General features: G+C 28.6%; 17 protein-coding genes and 2 tRNA genes. 4 read left to right on the top strand and 15 right to left on the bottom strand.

Going from position 1 to position 15944, the window contains the following annotated elements; genetic code table 11:
• Positions 1-26: 26 nt before the first annotated feature.
• Together E2O22_RS03655 and E2O22_RS03660 are read left to right on the top strand one after the other, a co-directional pair.
• Positions 27-779, top strand: coding sequence for an amino acid ABC transporter permease (locus E2O22_RS03655; RefSeq protein ID WP_133319270.1), 753 nt, complete (start codon positions 27-29; stop codon positions 777-779).
• Positions 772-1500: an amino acid ABC transporter ATP-binding protein gene (locus E2O22_RS03660; protein ID WP_133319271.1), complete on the top strand. Its 729-nt coding sequence runs from the start codon at positions 772-774 to the stop codon at positions 1498-1500. The genes E2O22_RS03655 and E2O22_RS03660 overlap by 8 nt, the downstream gene beginning before the upstream one ends.
• Here the strand turns inward: E2O22_RS03660 and E2O22_RS03665 are convergent.
• The 4 genes from E2O22_RS03665 to E2O22_RS03680 form a co-directional block, all read right to left on the bottom strand.
• Positions 1497-1964, bottom strand: a complete 468-nt coding sequence (locus tag E2O22_RS03665) for a tRNA (cytidine(34)-2'-O)-methyltransferase (protein ID WP_133319272.1) — start codon at positions 1962-1964, stop codon at positions 1497-1499. The two genes, E2O22_RS03660 and E2O22_RS03665, sit on opposite strands and share 4 nt — an antisense overlap.
• Positions 1965-1978: 14 nt before the next feature.
• Positions 1979-2055 (bottom strand) — tRNA-Arg (locus E2O22_RS03670).
• Positions 2056-2097: 42 nt separating this feature from the next.
• Entirely contained in the window at positions 2098-3114 is a 1017-nt protein-coding gene (locus E2O22_RS03675) for a fla regulon two-component system sensor histidine kinase FlgS (protein ID WP_133319273.1), read from the bottom strand.
• A gap of 2 nt (positions 3115-3116) precedes the next feature.
• Positions 3117-3968, bottom strand: coding sequence for a DUF234 domain-containing protein (locus E2O22_RS03680; protein ID WP_133319274.1), 852 nt, complete (start codon positions 3966-3968; stop codon positions 3117-3119).
• Between the two features lie 58 nt (positions 3969-4026).
• On the opposite strand from E2O22_RS03680, the gene E2O22_RS03685 reads away from it, so the two are divergent.
• Positions 4027-5292 (top strand): aminotransferase class V-fold PLP-dependent enzyme, encoded by a 1266-nt coding sequence (locus tag E2O22_RS03685; RefSeq protein WP_133319275.1) that lies wholly within the window; start codon positions 4027-4029, stop codon positions 5290-5292.
• Here E2O22_RS03685 and E2O22_RS03690 read toward each other — a convergent pair whose 3' ends face one another.
• The 6 genes from E2O22_RS03690 to E2O22_RS03715 form a co-directional block, all read right to left on the bottom strand.
• Positions 5293-6051, bottom strand: coding sequence for a basic amino acid ABC transporter substrate-binding protein (locus E2O22_RS03690; protein WP_133319276.1), 759 nt, complete (start codon positions 6049-6051; stop codon positions 5293-5295). It abuts the gene before it with no gap.
• Between the two features lie 190 nt (positions 6052-6241).
• The gene (gene ftsW / locus E2O22_RS03695; protein WP_133319277.1) at positions 6242-7405 is read right to left on the bottom strand and encodes a putative lipid II flippase FtsW; all 1164 of its coding nucleotides are present in this window, start codon (positions 7403-7405) and stop codon (positions 6242-6244) included.
• Between the two features lie 69 nt (positions 7406-7474).
• The gene (locus E2O22_RS03700; RefSeq protein WP_133319278.1) at positions 7475-8281 is read right to left on the bottom strand and encodes an adenylosuccinate lyase; all 807 of its coding nucleotides are present in this window, start codon (positions 8279-8281) and stop codon (positions 7475-7477) included.
• A gap of 18 nt (positions 8282-8299) precedes the next feature.
• Positions 8300-9019, bottom strand: coding sequence for an arginyltransferase (locus E2O22_RS03705; RefSeq protein ID WP_133319279.1), 720 nt, complete (start codon positions 9017-9019; stop codon positions 8300-8302).
• Positions 9019-9279: a hypothetical protein gene (locus tag E2O22_RS03710; RefSeq protein WP_133319280.1), complete on the bottom strand. Its 261-nt coding sequence runs from the start codon at positions 9277-9279 to the stop codon at positions 9019-9021. Before E2O22_RS03710 ends, E2O22_RS03705 begins: the two co-directional genes overlap by 1 nt.
• Positions 9276-10718: an acetyl-CoA carboxylase subunit A gene (locus E2O22_RS03715; protein WP_133319281.1), complete on the bottom strand. Its 1443-nt coding sequence runs from the start codon at positions 10716-10718 to the stop codon at positions 9276-9278. The genes E2O22_RS03710 and E2O22_RS03715 overlap by 4 nt, the downstream gene beginning before the upstream one ends.
• Before the next feature lie 118 nt (positions 10719-10836).
• Between E2O22_RS03715 and E2O22_RS03720 the strand changes: the two genes are divergently transcribed.
• Positions 10837-10913, top strand: a tRNA-Arg gene (locus E2O22_RS03720).
• Position 10914: 1 nt separating this feature from the next.
• Here E2O22_RS03720 and E2O22_RS03725 read toward each other — a convergent pair.
• From E2O22_RS03725 to folD, 5 genes are all read right to left on the bottom strand, one after another.
• Positions 10915-11673: a CorA family divalent cation transporter gene (locus E2O22_RS03725; protein WP_133319282.1), complete on the bottom strand. Its 759-nt coding sequence runs from the start codon at positions 11671-11673 to the stop codon at positions 10915-10917.
• Positions 11667-12788 (bottom strand): tRNA guanosine(34) transglycosylase Tgt, encoded by a 1122-nt coding sequence (gene tgt, locus E2O22_RS03730; RefSeq protein ID WP_133319283.1) that lies wholly within the window; start codon positions 12786-12788, stop codon positions 11667-11669. Before tgt ends, E2O22_RS03725 begins: the two co-directional genes overlap by 7 nt.
• Positions 12789-12877: 89 nt before the next feature.
• Positions 12878-14044 (bottom strand): pyridoxal phosphate-dependent aminotransferase, encoded by a 1167-nt coding sequence (locus tag E2O22_RS03735; RefSeq protein ID WP_133319284.1) that lies wholly within the window; start codon positions 14042-14044, stop codon positions 12878-12880.
• A 162-nt stretch (positions 14045-14206) separates the two neighbouring features.
• Positions 14207-15055, bottom strand: a complete 849-nt coding sequence (gene lepB / locus E2O22_RS03740; RefSeq protein WP_133319285.1) for a signal peptidase I — start codon at positions 15053-15055, stop codon at positions 14207-14209.
• The gene (gene folD, locus E2O22_RS03745) at positions 15052-15900 is read right to left on the bottom strand and encodes a bifunctional methylenetetrahydrofolate dehydrogenase/methenyltetrahydrofolate cyclohydrolase FolD (protein ID WP_133319286.1); all 849 of its coding nucleotides are present in this window, start codon (positions 15898-15900) and stop codon (positions 15052-15054) included. Before folD ends, lepB begins: the two co-directional genes overlap by 4 nt.
• Positions 15901-15944: the final 44 nt, after the last annotated feature.

Raw genomic sequence — 15944 nt, forward strand, 5'->3', positions numbered from 1 at the left:
TTTTAAAATTTTATAAGGTGTTTAAATTGAAACAAAATACGATGAAAATTTTTGTATTTTTTGCCATTATTGTTTTTTGGGCTTATTTTTCATTTCCTATTGAAATTTTACAAGTTAAAGATCAAAATGGCTTAGCTACAGGAGAATATGCTTATACTATAGAAGCCAAAGCTTATGTTCATAGTTATTTCACAACACTTGGCTTAACAGTGGGTGGAATTTTAATAGGAATAGCACTTGGTTTTTTCCTAGCATTTTTAAGATTTTTAGAAATCCAAAGTTTAAATTTCATCATAGATGAATACATAGACATTATACGCGGAACCCCTCTGCTTTTACAGCTTTTGATTTTTTCAGTAGTGATTTTTGCTACTTGGAGTGATAATTTTTATGTAGCTATTATCGCACTTGGACTTAATAGTTCTGCTTATGTAGCTGAAATCGTAAGAAGTGGAATTCAAAGTGTAGACAAAGGACAAATGGAAGCATCAAGAGCAATGGGGCTTAATTATTCTGCTTCTATGAGACTAATCATCTTTCCGCAAGCGATTAAAAATATCTTACCTTCTTTAATGAATGAATTTATTTCTTTATTTAAAGAAACTTCAATAGTGGGCTATATTAGCGTTATGGATATTACCATGCAAAGTAAAAGCTTACAAGCAATTTATTACAACCCTAAACCTATTATTTTTACAGGGCTTGTATATTATGTAAGCGTTAAAATTTTAACACTGATTGCAAGATTTATAGAAATGAGATTAAACAAACATGATTAAAATAGAAAATTTGATTAAAAAATATGGAGATTTAGAAGTTTTAAAAGATATTAGCATTGAAGTACATAAAGGTGATATTATTGCTATTATAGGGCCTAGCGGAGGTGGAAAAAGTACTTTTTTACGCTGTTTAAATAAACTTGAAACACCAGATAGTGGTAATATTTATATCAATAATATCAATATACTTGATAAAAAAACAGATATCAATAAAATTCGACAAAAAGTAAGCATGGTATTTCAACATTTTAATCTTTTTAATAATAAAAATGTTTTGGAAAATTTATGCCTAGTGCCAGTACAAACAAAAATCATGGGTAAAGATGAAGCAGTAAAAAAAGCACGAGAATTACTCAAAAAAGTTGGCCTAAGTGATAAAGAAAATTATTTTCCTCATAAGCTTTCAGGTGGACAAAAACAGCGTATTGCCATAGCAAGATCATTAATGATGAATCCTGATGTGATTTTATTTGATGAGCCAACTTCAGCTTTAGATCCTGAAATGATAGGTGAGGTTTTAAATATCATGAAAGAAGTAGCTAAAGAAGGTCTAACCATGCTTGTAGTTACACATGAAATGGGATTTGCAAGAAATGTAGCTAATCGAATTTTCTTTATGGATAAAGGCATTATAGCAGTAGATGAATGTCCTAAAATAGCTTTTGAAAACCCAAAAAATGAAAGATTGAAAGAATTTTTAAATCAAGTTTTAAATCATTAAAATTTTTCAAAAGAGGCAAAATTTTGCCTCAAAGCTTCATAGCTCACTATACCCACACTCGTAGCTAAATTTAAACTTCTACCACAATCTTTCATCGGTATAGTAATAGTATTTTCCCATTTTTTTTGCATTAAATCCATAGGCAAACCAAAACTTTCACTTCCAAAAAATAAAAAATCACCTTTTTGATAATTTACATCAAAATAAGCTTGAGTAGTTTTAGTTGTCGCAAAGAAAAATCTATCTTGAAATTTTTCATACTCTTTTAAAAAATCTTCTAAATTATCCCATAAAAAAGGATTTAATTTTTTCCAATAATCAAGTCCTGCTCTTTTAACTGCCTTTTCATCAATACTAAAAAGTGGATTGATAATATGTAAAGCAAAACCTGCATTAAAACACATTCTGCCTATACTTCCTGTATTTTGTGGTATGCGAGGTTCAACTAAGACTATATGAAACATCTTTTTCCTTGAAATGGTGTCCCCAGCAAGGTTTGAACTTGCGACCTCAGAATTAGGAATTCTGCGCTCTATCCAGCTGAGCTATGAGGACAAATATTTTTATTATTTTAAGAAAAAATTTATTTTATAGAGCTTAAATTTTAAGCTCTATAAAAAAACATTTTGGATTTTCATCAAAACCTAAAACTCCATTATGCGCATCAATAATTTGTTTTGATAAAGAAAGACCTAAACCATTACCTTTTAATTTAGTTGTTTTAAAAGCCTCAAAAACCATTTTTTTATCTTTGATACTTACACCATTATCATAAACTTTAATAAAAACCCTATCTTCTTTTTGTTCGCACTTAACCTTTATATAACCATCATCATTTTCGCTTTCTTCAATAGCATCTATGGCATTATAAAGTAAATTTTGCAAAACTAAAGCAAGTAAAGATTTATCTGCATTGATTTTTAAATCTAAAAATTCAAATTTAAAATCGATATTAGCTAGATAATTATAAGTTCCAATAGCTTGCTCACACTCATCTTGTAACTCCTGTAAATTAAACTCATTTAAATTAACATGTACTCCTTTTGTAAAAAGTAAAGTAGAATTTACAATACGCTCTACTCTTGAAATTGCTTTTTGGATTTCTAAAACTATATGCTTATTTTTTAACTCACTTCTTTCAAACAAAGTAGAGCTTAATAAAGAAATAGAACCTATAGGATTGCGTATTTCATGCGCTAGATGTGCTGCAACTGTTCCCATGCTAGCTAACCTTTCATTTCTTTTTTCATCACTAATATCTGTTGCATTTACTATAAGTTTATCAGTATGAGAGGTGATTTTGATTAGATAAAATTTATGATCAAACTCAAGCTCATAATGTGTTTTATCAAGATCAATGCATTCTAAAAGCTTTGGCTTTTGTGTAGCTAGGTTGTTTTGCAAAATAATATTTTTATTTGCGTCTAAAATCCACAAAGCCATAGGCAAAACCTCTATAATCTCACTTACCATTTGTCTTAATGCAGTGTAGTTTTCATTAAGTTGCTTATATTCATTTTCTATAACATAGGTTTGCTCTATTAAGGCTTTTAATCCTTGTTGTAAGTTTTCTTTTTCACTAGAATCTAAACTTTTTAAAATATTCTCATCCACACTTAATCCTTAATTAAAAATTGAAAATCTTCTAAAGTATATAAAAGCAAATTACGCTCCTTATTTAAAATAAGCTCTTTACTAAAGCCACTCTTTGAAAAAAGCACATATAAATTAGGTTGAATTTGCAACTGTTTTGCTTTACTTTTTAAAATATTTAAAACATTTTTACATATTTTTCTTTCTTTAAATTTAACTTCACCTAAAACACAAAAATTGTTTTCATGATAATACAAGTCTATTTCATGATAATAATTCCAAAAACTATACACTTGATCCACTTTAAGTTTTTTTGCTAAAAATTCTTTACATAAAAGTTCAAAAGTAAAACTTTGGTATTTTTCCAAATTTTCTTGGATAAGTTCTATTAATTCATTGTATTTTTTCATCGCGATTAAATTAAGTTTAGGATATATAAAATAAAAGAAAAATCTTAATCCTTGATTTTTAAAAACAACCTTATCTTGTATATTATAAGAGCGTAATTCTTTTTTAACTTTCTGTCTTTTGTTTTTTATAATTGGCTTTTCTTGACTTTTTTCTAAGATCAAAATATTTTTCTCTAAAAGTTTATTAATAAGTCCTAGAGCCTGAAAATGCGGAATAGATTTATTAATAGAATAGCGTTTTCTATCGTTTTTACTTAAAACACTCAAAGCTTTTAAAGCATTCTCATCTAAATTTAAAGAAGCTAAAATATCAAAGGCTTTCAAAATAAAAACATTTAAGATATTTTCATATAAACTTAATTTCAAATCAAATTCAAACTCATCAAAAATACTATAAAAATCAAAAATACTTTCAAGCTCCAAAGTTTCACAGCGTTTTGAAAAATCACCAAATTTTATAATCACATCCTTAAAATAAATATTTTGTATGTTATAATTTTAACAAAAAATTAGAGGATTTTTTTTGGATATTGAAAAACTAAAACAAGATATTATTTTAAAAAAAGGAATATATTATTTTGATTTTACAGCTAGCGCTTTAGCACTAAAAAGCATAGAAAAAGAAATTAAAAAAATTCTTACCACCTATGCAAATACACATTCAGATAGCTCTTTAAATTCTTTTATCACACAACAGCATTATGAAAACGCAAGAATAAATTTAAAAAAATACCTTGAATTAGATGATAGTTTTGCTCTTATAGCTTGTGGGAATGGATCTTCAGCAGCTATAAAAAAATTTCAAGAACTTTTAGGTCTATATATACCACCACTTATTAAAGAAAAATATTTTAAAAATACAGACAAAAATACCTTACCTTTGGTTATAGTTGGACCCTATGAACACCATTCTAATGAACTTTCATTTAGAGAAGCTTTGTGTGAATGCGTTCGAGTGCCCTTAGATAAAAATGGAGAATTAGATTTTAATTTTTTAGAAAAATTATTACAAAAATCCAAAAACAGACAAATCATAGCAAGCTTTAATGCAGCTTCTAATGTTACAGGAATTTTAAGTGATTATAAAAAAATTTACACTTTAATCAAACAACACAACGGTATAGTTGCTTTTGATATTTCCACTTTAGCTCCTTATGCTAATTTAGATCCTAAATTTTATGATGCAGTGTTTATTAGCTCTCATAAACTACTTGGAGGTGTAGGATCTTGTGGCTTACTTGTTATCAAAAAAAATCTATGTGGCAATACCCCTAGCTTTGCAGCAGGCGGAACTGTGGGCTATGTTTCAAGAACATCTCAACAATATTTATGCGAAGTTGAAAATTTAGAAGAAGGTGGCACACCTGGAATTATTCAGCTTATTAGAGCAAGTTTGGCTTTTAAAATACGCAATGAAATAGGTTTAAAAAATATAGAAAAAAAAGAAAAAGAACTTTGTGAATATTTTTTCAAACAATGTACAAATTTTCCAAAAATGATCTTATATGCAAAAAATATCACTAATAGATTACCTATTTTTGCTTTTAATATAGAAGGAATTTCTCCTTTTGATTTAGCTTATAAACTAAGTAAAACTTATAAGATAGAAACAAGAGCAGGTTGTGCTTGTGCAGGACCTTATGGGCATGATTTACTCAATCTAAAAGACAATCAAGAATTAAAATCTAAACCAGGTTGGCTAAGAGTGGGTTTTCATTATACGCATACAAAAGAAGATATGGAATATTTTTTTAAAGCCTTGAATATAAGTATCAAGGCTTTAAGTTAATTATTGTAAATCGTATTTTTCTACGATTTTTTGGTAAGTACCATCAGCTTTAACTTTTTCTAAACCTGCATTAATTTTTTGAACAAGCTCACTTTGTTTTCCTTTATCAAAAGCTATACAAAACCCTGAACTTCCATCATTTTCTTCTAAAAATGCTTCTAGCTCTTCATTAGTTTTTAAATAACCTTTACCAATATCTTTATCCGTTAAAACTGCATCTACTTTGCCAGCTTTTAAAGCTAAAATTGCTGCTAACATTTCTTCACTTGCAACCACTTGAGCATTTGGAATAGTCTTAGCAGCACTTTCTTGAATAGTTCCAAGTTGAACACCTATTTTTTTACCTTCCAAACTTTGTTTATCGCTAATACTAGAATCTGTTTTTAATTTTAAATATAAATTTTTAGTATTGAAATAAGTATCACTAAAATCCATACTTGCTAATCTTTGAGGAGTTGAACTCATAGCAGAAGCTATCATATCAATCTTTCCAGCTTTTAAGGCAGGAATTAAACCATCAAAACTCATATTTACCCATTCAAGTTTTAAATTTTCTCTTTTAGCAATTTCTTCCAATAAATCAACATCAAAGCCGGTAATTTTTGCATCTTTAATAAAATCAAAAGGAGGATAATTTGCAGCTATACCTACTTTATAAACTTTTTCACCAGAAGCACTAGCTTGATTTTTATCGCTTGAACAAGCACCTAAAGCTAATATACCAAATAACGCTAAAACAACATATAATATTTTTTTCATTTTTTTCCTTTGTTAAAATTAAAATAAAATTGATAAATGATTATAATGTGTTTAAACGCCTGTATTTCTTCATATCCGCCTCCTTTATAATAAATGTGAGCATAATTATAGCAGAAAAAAGTTTTTTGTAAAGAGTTGTTATAGAATATTTTTTATTTAAGTTAATTTTTATATATTTTAATTAATGAGTTTAAATTTTTACCTTCTTGCTAATCATTAAAACATAACCTATTCCAAGACAAATAGACCACATAGAACTGCCGCCATAACTTAAAAGTGGCACAGCAACTCCTTTTAATGGAGTTAAAGAAATAATTCCAAAAGCATTCATAAAAAATGAAAATAATAAAAGTAAAGCTACACCTGAACAAAATAAAAAATGGACCTTATTTTCACAACGCCCAGCAATTCTAAAAATTCTAAGTATGACCATCAAATAAATCAAACATATAATGCTTAATCCTAACAATCCTATTTCCTCAGTAATCCCTGATAAAACAAAATCCGTATGCACCTCACTTAAAAATCCCAATTTAAAAGTTCCAAGACCCAACCCTTCTCCAAAAAATCCACCATGAGCTATAGCATTTAAACTATGTGAAATTTGATAAGGTTCTGAGTTATGGCTTACTCTTAAAGCACTTGCTAGCCAATCAGGAAAAAAAGGTAAAAACGCATCTTGGATATTTCCCCACCAAGCAGAAATACGCTGAATTCTTCTTTGATTACTTAAAATCACCAAAACCCCAATCATTCCAACAATAACCACGCCAAAAACAAAAAGTCTTTTACTAGCTCCTGCAAAAAATGCTAAAGCAAAAACCAAGAAAAAAGAGATAACACTTTGGCCTAAATCATTTTGTGTCATATAAATATAGCCAATAACAAAAGCAGCTAAAATAAAATAAGGAATTAAAATTAAAACTTCGTGTTTGATTGCTTTTTTGCTATCATCAATTCTTCTTGTATAAGACCAAGCAAGGAAATAAATCAAACCTATCTTAAAAAATTCAACAGGAGAAATAGATAAAGGACCAAGCCTGATCCACCTTTTAGCACCACCTGCTGCAGTAGCAAGAAAGGTAGGTAAAAAAGGCAAAATAAGTATAAATAAAAAAGAGATTAACAAAACACTTATCATTAAATAATGTGCCATTTTACTATCAGGATTTAATCTTGAAACAAAATAAATAATAGCTATACCACTAAGTCCAAAAAAAAGCTGTCTGATGAAAAAATGAAATTCATTATATTCTAAATAAAGCACAGTAAAAGCACTTAAAGAATATGAAAAAAGTATCCCTATAGTTATTAGAATGCAACTTAAAAAAAATAATTTTCTATCAGCAACCAAAATTTCTTCCTAGAATTTTATAAAAATTAATTTTAATAAATTGCAACTTAAAATGATGTTATTTGGAGATTATGTATTGTTTTTATATAAAGATTTTAAACTCTCATAAGCAAGCTGAATTTTTTCAAATTCCTCACGACAATAAGCTTGTTCGATTTTGCTTTTACCTTGATGGCGATCAGGATGATAAATTTTAACTAAATTAAGATAATTTTGTCTAATAGTAGCAAAATCATCACTAGAATTACATCCTAAAGTTTGGAAATAATTCTCAAAAAGTTTAGCCAAAGCATTAAATTTCCAATTAGTATTGGCTTTATTTTTCATTTTATTTCTAAATTCTAAAAGTTGAGTTTCATTGATTGTAAAATCCACACAATATTTTAAATGCTCATTTACGCTTGCTAAAATTTCTAAAAGATTTAAAGTATTATCATCTTTGTATTCTACTGAAAAAATACAATTTTTCTCATCATACATGCTTTTATGATCTTTAAAATATTGCTCTAAATATACAGCAAACATTTTTTCATTAGAACTTAAAGTTATTAAGATATTTTTTTGCGCAAAACCTATTTTAGCAAAGATTACAGGCTTTAAAGTATTTGCTTGAGCAAGATTTAATTTAAAGGTCTTATAATGCGCAAAAGCAAGATTATCGATTTGGTTTCCAGTATTTTTTTTATACTTGTGATTAACAAGTTTTAAAAAATATCTTCTTTGAGGAATTTCATTTTCCACAAAAAAAGATAGGGTTTTATTTTTATTTCCTATGACTTTAGAAAAATTTTTACGGATAAGATCTTGAAAATATTTAAACATTAAAAAATCATCAGTATTAACACTAACAGATTCTAAAGTTTGCACTACTTGCATAAAATCCTCTCTATAAACCTAACTCCACAAAAATGCCTGTTCATCTAAAGCACTAGTGTGTTTTAAAATTTCATTTGGACTATAATCGGCTTTATACGATAAAGATTGACACCCTTTTACAAAATATCCTAAATAAATATATTTTAATTTTTTTAATTGCGCAAGCTTGATTTCTGTTAAAAGCGAGTATTTTCCAAGACTTAGATGTGAAAAATCAGGATCATAAAAACAATATATACTAGAAATTCCATCTTCTAAAATATCAATCAAATCAACACAAACTAACTTATTATCTATATAAAAATCAAGTTCATATCCAAAAGTACCTGCATTATCTACATAAAGATTGTAATATTTTCTAAAATTTAAATCATAAATTTTCCAATTTCTTTTATCTTTTTGATAATGGTGGTATTTTTCATAAAGCAATAAATGCTCATCACTTAAAGAAGGTTTTTGTAAGATTATTTTAGTAGCTATATTTTTTTTTAAAACCCTACGATAGCTTTTACTAAAATGGAAATTTTCTACCAAAATACGCAAATTTTGACATTCATTACAATCATTACATATTGGTCTTGAAAAATATGAACCAAAGCGACGCCAACCTCTTGAAACTAATTCTTGATTTTGTGCTTTGTTAATAAAAGATATATAATTATACTCATTTCTACAATATCTATTTTCAAGATAAGGACATTCTTCTTCTAAAGTACAAAAACCAATAATATTATTCATTAGATCTTTTTAATATCACTATTTTTTACAAATTCCATAAATTCATTAGCTAAACGCTCTTCTTTTAAAAACATATCTTCAAATTCTTGTTCTTGCTTTTTATCTTCATTTTGCTTAGCTAAGTCTTTTTGTATAGCATCTAAGTCAGTATTTTTCATACTAACTCCGCTTTTACTCGCTTTAACCTTTTCTTTTTTTGTTTGACTTTGTTCTTTTTGAAGTGCTTTTTTTATATCTTTTAATTCATCTAAAAAACTCATGATTGCCTACTTTCTTTTATCTTTTGTAAGGCTGCAGCTATAGCAGCAATTACTTCTTCTTTATTTTCTTGGTGTCTATCTTCTGTCTTTTCCAAAAGCTCTTCCATATGTGTTTCTATGAAAGAAGTATCAAAATACCCTCTTCTAAATTCTCTTATTTTGGTAATTGCAATCAAAAATGGAACAGTTGTTCTAATATCATCAATCACAAATTCTTTCAAAGCTCTCTCAAGTCTATTAACTGCACTATCATAACTTGAACCCTTAACAATTAATTTTGCAAGTAAAGAATCATAATAAGGTGGCACAGTATAGTCCTTATATAAATGACTATCCACTCTCACAGATGGCCCTAAAGCTGGAAAATACTCTGTAATTTTACCTGGACTTGGAATGAAATTTTTCCATACATTTTCTGCTGTAATCCTAGCTTCTATCGCAAAACCTCTTGGTTTTATATCGCTTTGCTCAAGATCTAAAATTTCCCCATTTGCTATACGAATTTGTCTTGTGATAAGGTCAATCCCCGTAATTTCTTCAGTAATTGGGTGTTCTACTTGAATTCTTGTATTCATTTCCATAAAATAAAATCTATTATAATCATCAAGTAAAAACTCAACCGTCCCAACATTCGTATAACCTACAGCTTTTGCAGCAGCTACTGCAGTAACTCCTATGGTTTTTCTTAGTTTTTCTGAAATACTTGGGCAAGGTGCTATTTCAATGATTTTTTGATGTCTTCTTTGTATTGAGCAATCTCTTTCACAAAGATGAATAATATTACCATAATTATCTGCTAAAATTTGAAATTCAATATGCCTTGGATTAATAACATATTTTTCCATAAAAACTTCATCATTTTTAAAAAAACTTAGCGCTTCTCTTTTGCATGCTTCAAAAGATTTTTCCAAATCCTCTTCTTTATGTACTACGCGTATGCCTCTACCGCCACCACCGCCACTAGCTTTTAAAATTACAGGATAGCCTATTTTTAAAGCTTGGAGTTTGATTTCTTCTAATGTACAATGATTTAATTTTTCAGTACCTGGAACTACAGGGATTCCATTTTTTTTCATTAAATATCTTGCTATATTTTTATTACCCATTTTGCGGATAACATCTGATTTTGGACCTATAAAGATAATCCCTGCTTCTTCGCATTCTTTTGCAAATTCATAATTTTCACTTAAAAAACCATATCCAGGATGTATAGCATCAGCTCCACAAGCTTTAGCAATCTCAACTATTCTTTTACCATCTAAATACCCTCTTATGGCATCAGTTCCTATTCTATATGCTTCATCAGCAACTTTTACATGCAAACACTCATAATCAGGTTCAGTATAAATAGCAACACTTTGTATATGCAAATCTCTACAAGCACGGATTACCCTTACTGCAATCTCACCTCTATTGGCTATTAAAATCTTATGTATCATGACTTTGCCTTAAGCTAAAATATTAAAAAGAAGATTAGCATAAAAATATAAAAATTCTATAAAAATATTTATTTTTGCTAATTTTAAGAATTTTTTGATAAAATTACTCTTTATTTTTGCGCCCATAGCTCAGCTGGATAGAGCATTTGATTGCGGTTCAAAAGGTCAGAGGTTCGAATCCTCTTGGGCGTACCACTTACTTCTTTTTTACAGAAAATTCATCCAAATCCAATTCTTTTTTATCTTTAAATTGATACCATAAAAATAAAATAAAAAATATCGTTAAAATCACAGCTAAAATATAGTAAGTTCCGTATTCATTTTCAGATAAAAATAAATTCTTGGTATTCATACCAAAAAATCCAACGATTAAATTTAAAGGTAAAAAAATTGCAGACATAATACTTAAAAAGTAAATATTTTTATTTATTTTTTCATTTCTTGCGGTATTAATATAAGTGTAAATCCCTTCTAATCTTGATATATTTTCTTTAATATTTTTTTCCAAAACAGCTAAATTTAAAATAATTGTTTTTAAACTTTTCTTTATAAAATGATGCTTACTATGACAAATTTTACAAGCCTCTAAAACAGAAGAAACCATGTTATAACTTTTACTAAGCTTGACTTTTAATATAAAATATTTTGTCAAGAAATTCTTTACTTTTTTATTTTCTAAAATCAACTCCTCTCTTTTTTCTATAGAAAGGTTAATGGTATTATTTTTTTCTTTTTCATTTTGCAAAATTTCTTTTAATATAGCTATAAATTCCGTATTAGAAAATAAAATCAAATTTTCATCTTTATACTCAAAAATTTGATTTTCTTTAAAAACAAATACACTTTTAGAATTTTTAGTTATATCTAGAGTGAAAATATCAAAATCATCAAATTCATAATAAGCATTTGATATATTAATATTGCTAATAATTTGTTTTAAAGTATCATTTAACACATTCTTTGCCTATAAAATTCTTTTCTAAAATTTTCAAATTCATCTTTAATAATAGCTTCACGCATTTGCTTGACCAAATTTAAATAATAGTGTAAATTATGAATACTTGCAAGTCTAAAAAAGGTTAATTCTTTGGCTTTAAATAAATGATTTAAATAGGCCCTTGAAAAATTCTTACATGTATAGCAAGAACATTTGCCGTCTATAGGAGCATGATCAGTGATAAATTCTGCTTTTTTGATATTAAATTTTCCAAAGCTAGTAAATAAAGTACCATTTCTTGCATTTCTTGTTGGCATCACGCAATCAAACATATCCACACCTCTTGCTACATTTTCTACTAAATCTTCAGGCGTGCCAACTCCCATTAAATATCTAGGGCGATTGTTATCCACATAAGGCATCATAGCTTCAACCGTATCATACATAGCCTCATTTTCTTCTCCCACGCTTAATCCACCTATAGCAAGTCCATCAAAATCCATCTCGCAAAGTGCTTGAGAGCAAATTTTTCTAGCTTCAAAATCAGTCCCACCTTGGATAATACCAAAGATATTTTGCCCTATTCCCACACCTTGACTTTGTTTTAACTTATGATAATCAATAGCTTCTTTTGCCCATTTTATAGTGCGTTTTAGAGAAAGTTCTATCCTTTCTTTACTTGCAGGTAAGGCCACTAAATCATCTAAAATCATCATAATATCTGAATTAAAATCATATTGTGCATCTAAAACACTTTGTGGGGTAAAATAGTGCAAACTTCCATCGATATGACTTTTAAATTGAATACCTTTTTCATCAGGTTTTGAATTTTTACTTAAAGAAAAAGCTTGAAAACCTCCACTATCTGTTAAAAAAGAGCCTTCAAATTTACTAAAACCGTGCAGGCCACCCATTTGCTTAATCACTTTAGAACCAGGCCTTAAATACAAATGATAAGTATTTGCTAAAATAATTTTTGTATTTAAAATCTCACTCATATCAACAGCATCTAAACTTTTAATCGCAGCCAAAGTTCCAACGGGCATAAAAATAGGAGTTAAAATTTCACTATGTGTAGTTTTTATACGACAAGCTCTAGCATTTGCACTTTTATATTGAACTTCAAATTCCATTATTTTTCCTATATTTTTTGCATAATCATACCAAAGACTTGCTTATAAGTTTTTTTGAAAGAAAGCCTGTTTTTAACAGGCTTAAGAAATTAGTAGTTTTTTACAAATTCAACGATTTTTTCACAACCTTCAATAATATCTTTTTCATTAGTTGCATAAGAGAGCCTAAAATACCCTTCCATGCCAAAACCAATACCTGGCACCAAAGCTACTTTTTGCTCTTCTAGCAGTCTTTTACAAAATCTCATAGAATCATTATCAACTTCTTTGCAAGATATAAATAAATAAAAAGCTCCTTGTGGAATTTGTTCTAATTTTAACTTATCGCTTTTGGCTAAAATTTCACAAGCTAATTCTCTACGCTTTAAAAAGGCTTGTCTCATCATTTCAATATCATTATCTGCTTTTCCAAGTAAGGCTGGTAAAGCTGCGTATTGGATGATTGAACAAATATTTGATGTACTTTGCCCTTGTAGTTTTTTAACAGCATTATTAAACTCGCTCATTTTACTTGCCATGTATCCAAAACGCCACCCTGGCATAGCACCACATTTGCTAAGACCATTAATACTTACAGTTCTATTTAAAGCATCTTCACTAACTTGTGCAAAAGCACAAAATTCTCCATCATAAACTAATTTTTCGTAAATTTCATCACTTAAAACTACTATTTTAGTTCCTTCTAAAACCTTAGCTAAAGCACTTATTTCTTCTTTAGAATATATAGCTCCTGTAGGATTTGATGGAGAATTAAACATCAAAACCTTAGTTTTTGAAGTAATAGCTTGTTTTAATTGTTCTGGGGTGATTTTAAATCCATTTTTTGCCTCACCTTCTATAAACACAGGAGTTGCGCCTGCAAATTTTACCATTTCAGGATAACTCACCCAATAAGGACTTGGAATAATAACCTCATCACCTTCTTCAACTAAACACTCAATCGCCATAAACAAAGAATGTTTAGCACCAACATTGGTAATGATTTCACTTGTTTTATAATCTAAACTATTATCATTTTTAAATTTATATTGTATAGCCTCTATAACTTCTTTTATACCCACAACTGGCGTATAAGCTCCACAACCTTTTTCAATAGCTTCAATTGCTGCTTTTTTAATGATTTCTGGAGTATCAAAATCAGGCTCACCTGCCGAAAAACTAATAACTTTCTCACCATTTGCTTTTAAAGTTTTGGCTATATCAGTCATTACTAAAGTTAAGGATTCTCCTAAATTTTGAGATCTTTGGCTTAGCATTTTCTATCCTTTTATCTTATACTAATTTTAATTTTTGTAATTGTTACAACTTGGAGCTTAAAAAATTCTACGAGTAAAATCAAGATTGTATATTTTTAAAAAATTTTGTGTAGAAACTATACATTTTCTACACAAACTATTTTTATTTGTTTCTTTGGGTAATTATTCTAAAGCTTCTATGTCGCTTTCATTATGATGAATAAAGCGTTCATCTTTTTCTATAGTTTCAACTAAACGCCCTACTCTTTCCCATCTAACTTTTTTATTTTCATCCCATGAAAAATAAATAAACCAAGGTTGCCCAACTATATATTTATAATCTACACTTCCCCAAAATCGACTATCGCTAGAATGATCACGGTTATCGCCCATCATAAAATATTCATTTTCAGGTACTTTATAATAATAAGCATTAAAACCATAAATATTATTAGCACCTAATTCATCAAAAGAAGCAGGCTTCATAGCAAATTGCCCCAAATTTAAATAGCGAAAAAATACACTGTCTATATCCACTCTAGAATCATAATGTATTCCTTTTTCCACAAAAGGCTCTTTTACAAAAAGTCTTCCGCCTATGATTTTTGTTTTATTAGGATAATAATCTTTCATATGTTCATCACCCTCAACCATACGCACATATAAGGTTTTATTTGCAAAAACTACTTCATCTCCGCCTTTGGCCACACATCTTTTTACATAGTGGATTTTTGGCTCATGCGGATATCTAAATACCACAATATCCCCTCTTTTAGGACCTTCACCACTTACTAAATGTCCATTTTTATTAAAATCAGGTAAAACAGGAATTTCCACCCAAGGAATATGCGGGGTTGGAATACCATAAGAAAATTTTTTTACAAATAAAAAATCCCCTACTAATAAAGTATTTTTCATAGAACCGCTTGGTATAGTAAAAGCTTGTATAAAGAAAAATATAATCAATAAAACAACTACTAAAGTTCCCGTCCAAGATTGTGTAAATTTATAAATTTTCTTCAAAAATTTCATTTTTTTATCCTATTTTTAGCTGATTTTATAGTATTTTCTAAAAGCATAGCAATAGTCATAGGCCCTACTCCACCTGGTACAGGAGTGATATAACTAGCTTTTTTACTAACATTTTCAAAATCGACATCGCCTACTATTTTTCCATCAACTCTATTAATCCCAACATCAATTACCACCACACCTTCTTTAACCATATCTTCTTTTAAAAGATTTGGACAACCTGCTGCTACGATAACAATATCAGCATTTTTTGTATAAGCTTTTAAATCTTTTGTATAAATGTGACAAATACTCACACTAGCATTAGCATTTAACAAAAGAGTGGCCATAGGACGGCCTACTATATTTGAAGCTCCTATTACAACTACACTAGCTCCTTGTAATTTTATATCATAATGTTCTAAAATTTTCATAACGCCTAAAGGTGTACATGGTAAAAAACCACCTTTTAAATTAAGATTTAAATTTCCGACATTAAAGGGGTGAAAGCCGTCTACATCTTTATTAAAGTTAATACTTTCTAAGATTATATCTTTATTAATATGCGATGGCAATGGAAGTTGAACTAAAATTCCATCTATACTATCATCATGATTTAAAGTATTAATCAAAGCCAAAAGCTCATTTTGAGTTGTATTTACATCAAGTTTATAAACTAAAGACTTAATTTCACATTGCTCGCAAGCTTTTGCTTTAGAACCCACATAAGTAGCACTAGCAGGATCCTCGCCTACTAAAATTACAGCCAAACAAGGCTCTATACTTTGAGCTTTAAGTTCTAATACTTCTTGTTTTAAATTTTCTTTTAACTTATCACTTAGCTTTTTACCATCTAAAAGTGTCATTTCTTTCCTTAAATTTTATAGCTTTCTTTAACTTAAAAAATTGT

Source organism: Campylobacter lari (genome assembly GCF_004357905.1).
Lineage (GTDB): Bacteria > Campylobacterota > Campylobacteria > Campylobacterales > Campylobacteraceae > Campylobacter_D > Campylobacter_D lari_D.

Coding starts and splice junctions, on each gene's coding strand:
- E2O22_RS03690 (WP_133319276.1), bottom strand. CDS start 6,051: ATGAAAAAAATATTATATGTTGTTTTAGCGTTATTTGGTATATTAGCT.
- E2O22_RS03700 (WP_133319278.1), bottom strand. CDS start 8,281: ATGCAAGTAGTGCAAACTTTAGAATCTGTTAGTGTTAATACTGATGAT.
- folD (WP_133319286.1), bottom strand. CDS start 15,900: ATGACACTTTTAGATGGTAAAAAGCTAAGTGATAAGTTAAAAGAAAAT.
- E2O22_RS03705 (WP_133319279.1), bottom strand. CDS start 9,019: ATGAATAATATTATTGGTTTTTGTACTTTAGAAGAAGAATGTCCTTAT.
- E2O22_RS03660 (WP_133319271.1), top strand. CDS start 772: ATGATTAAAATAGAAAATTTGATTAAAAAATATGGAGATTTAGAAGTT.
- E2O22_RS03710 (WP_133319280.1), bottom strand. CDS start 9,279: ATGAGTTTTTTAGATGAATTAAAAGATATAAAAAAAGCACTTCAAAAA.
- E2O22_RS03715 (WP_133319281.1), bottom strand. CDS start 10,718: ATGATACATAAGATTTTAATAGCCAATAGAGGTGAGATTGCAGTAAGG.
- E2O22_RS03735 (WP_133319284.1), bottom strand. CDS start 14,044: ATGCTAAGCCAAAGATCTCAAAATTTAGGAGAATCCTTAACTTTAGTA.
- E2O22_RS03665 (WP_133319272.1), bottom strand. CDS start 1,964: ATGTTTCATATAGTCTTAGTTGAACCTCGCATACCACAAAATACAGGA.
- lepB (WP_133319285.1), bottom strand. CDS start 15,055: ATGAAATTTTTGAAGAAAATTTATAAATTTACACAATCTTGGACGGGA.
- tgt (WP_133319283.1), bottom strand. CDS start 12,788: ATGGAATTTGAAGTTCAATATAAAAGTGCAAATGCTAGAGCTTGTCGT.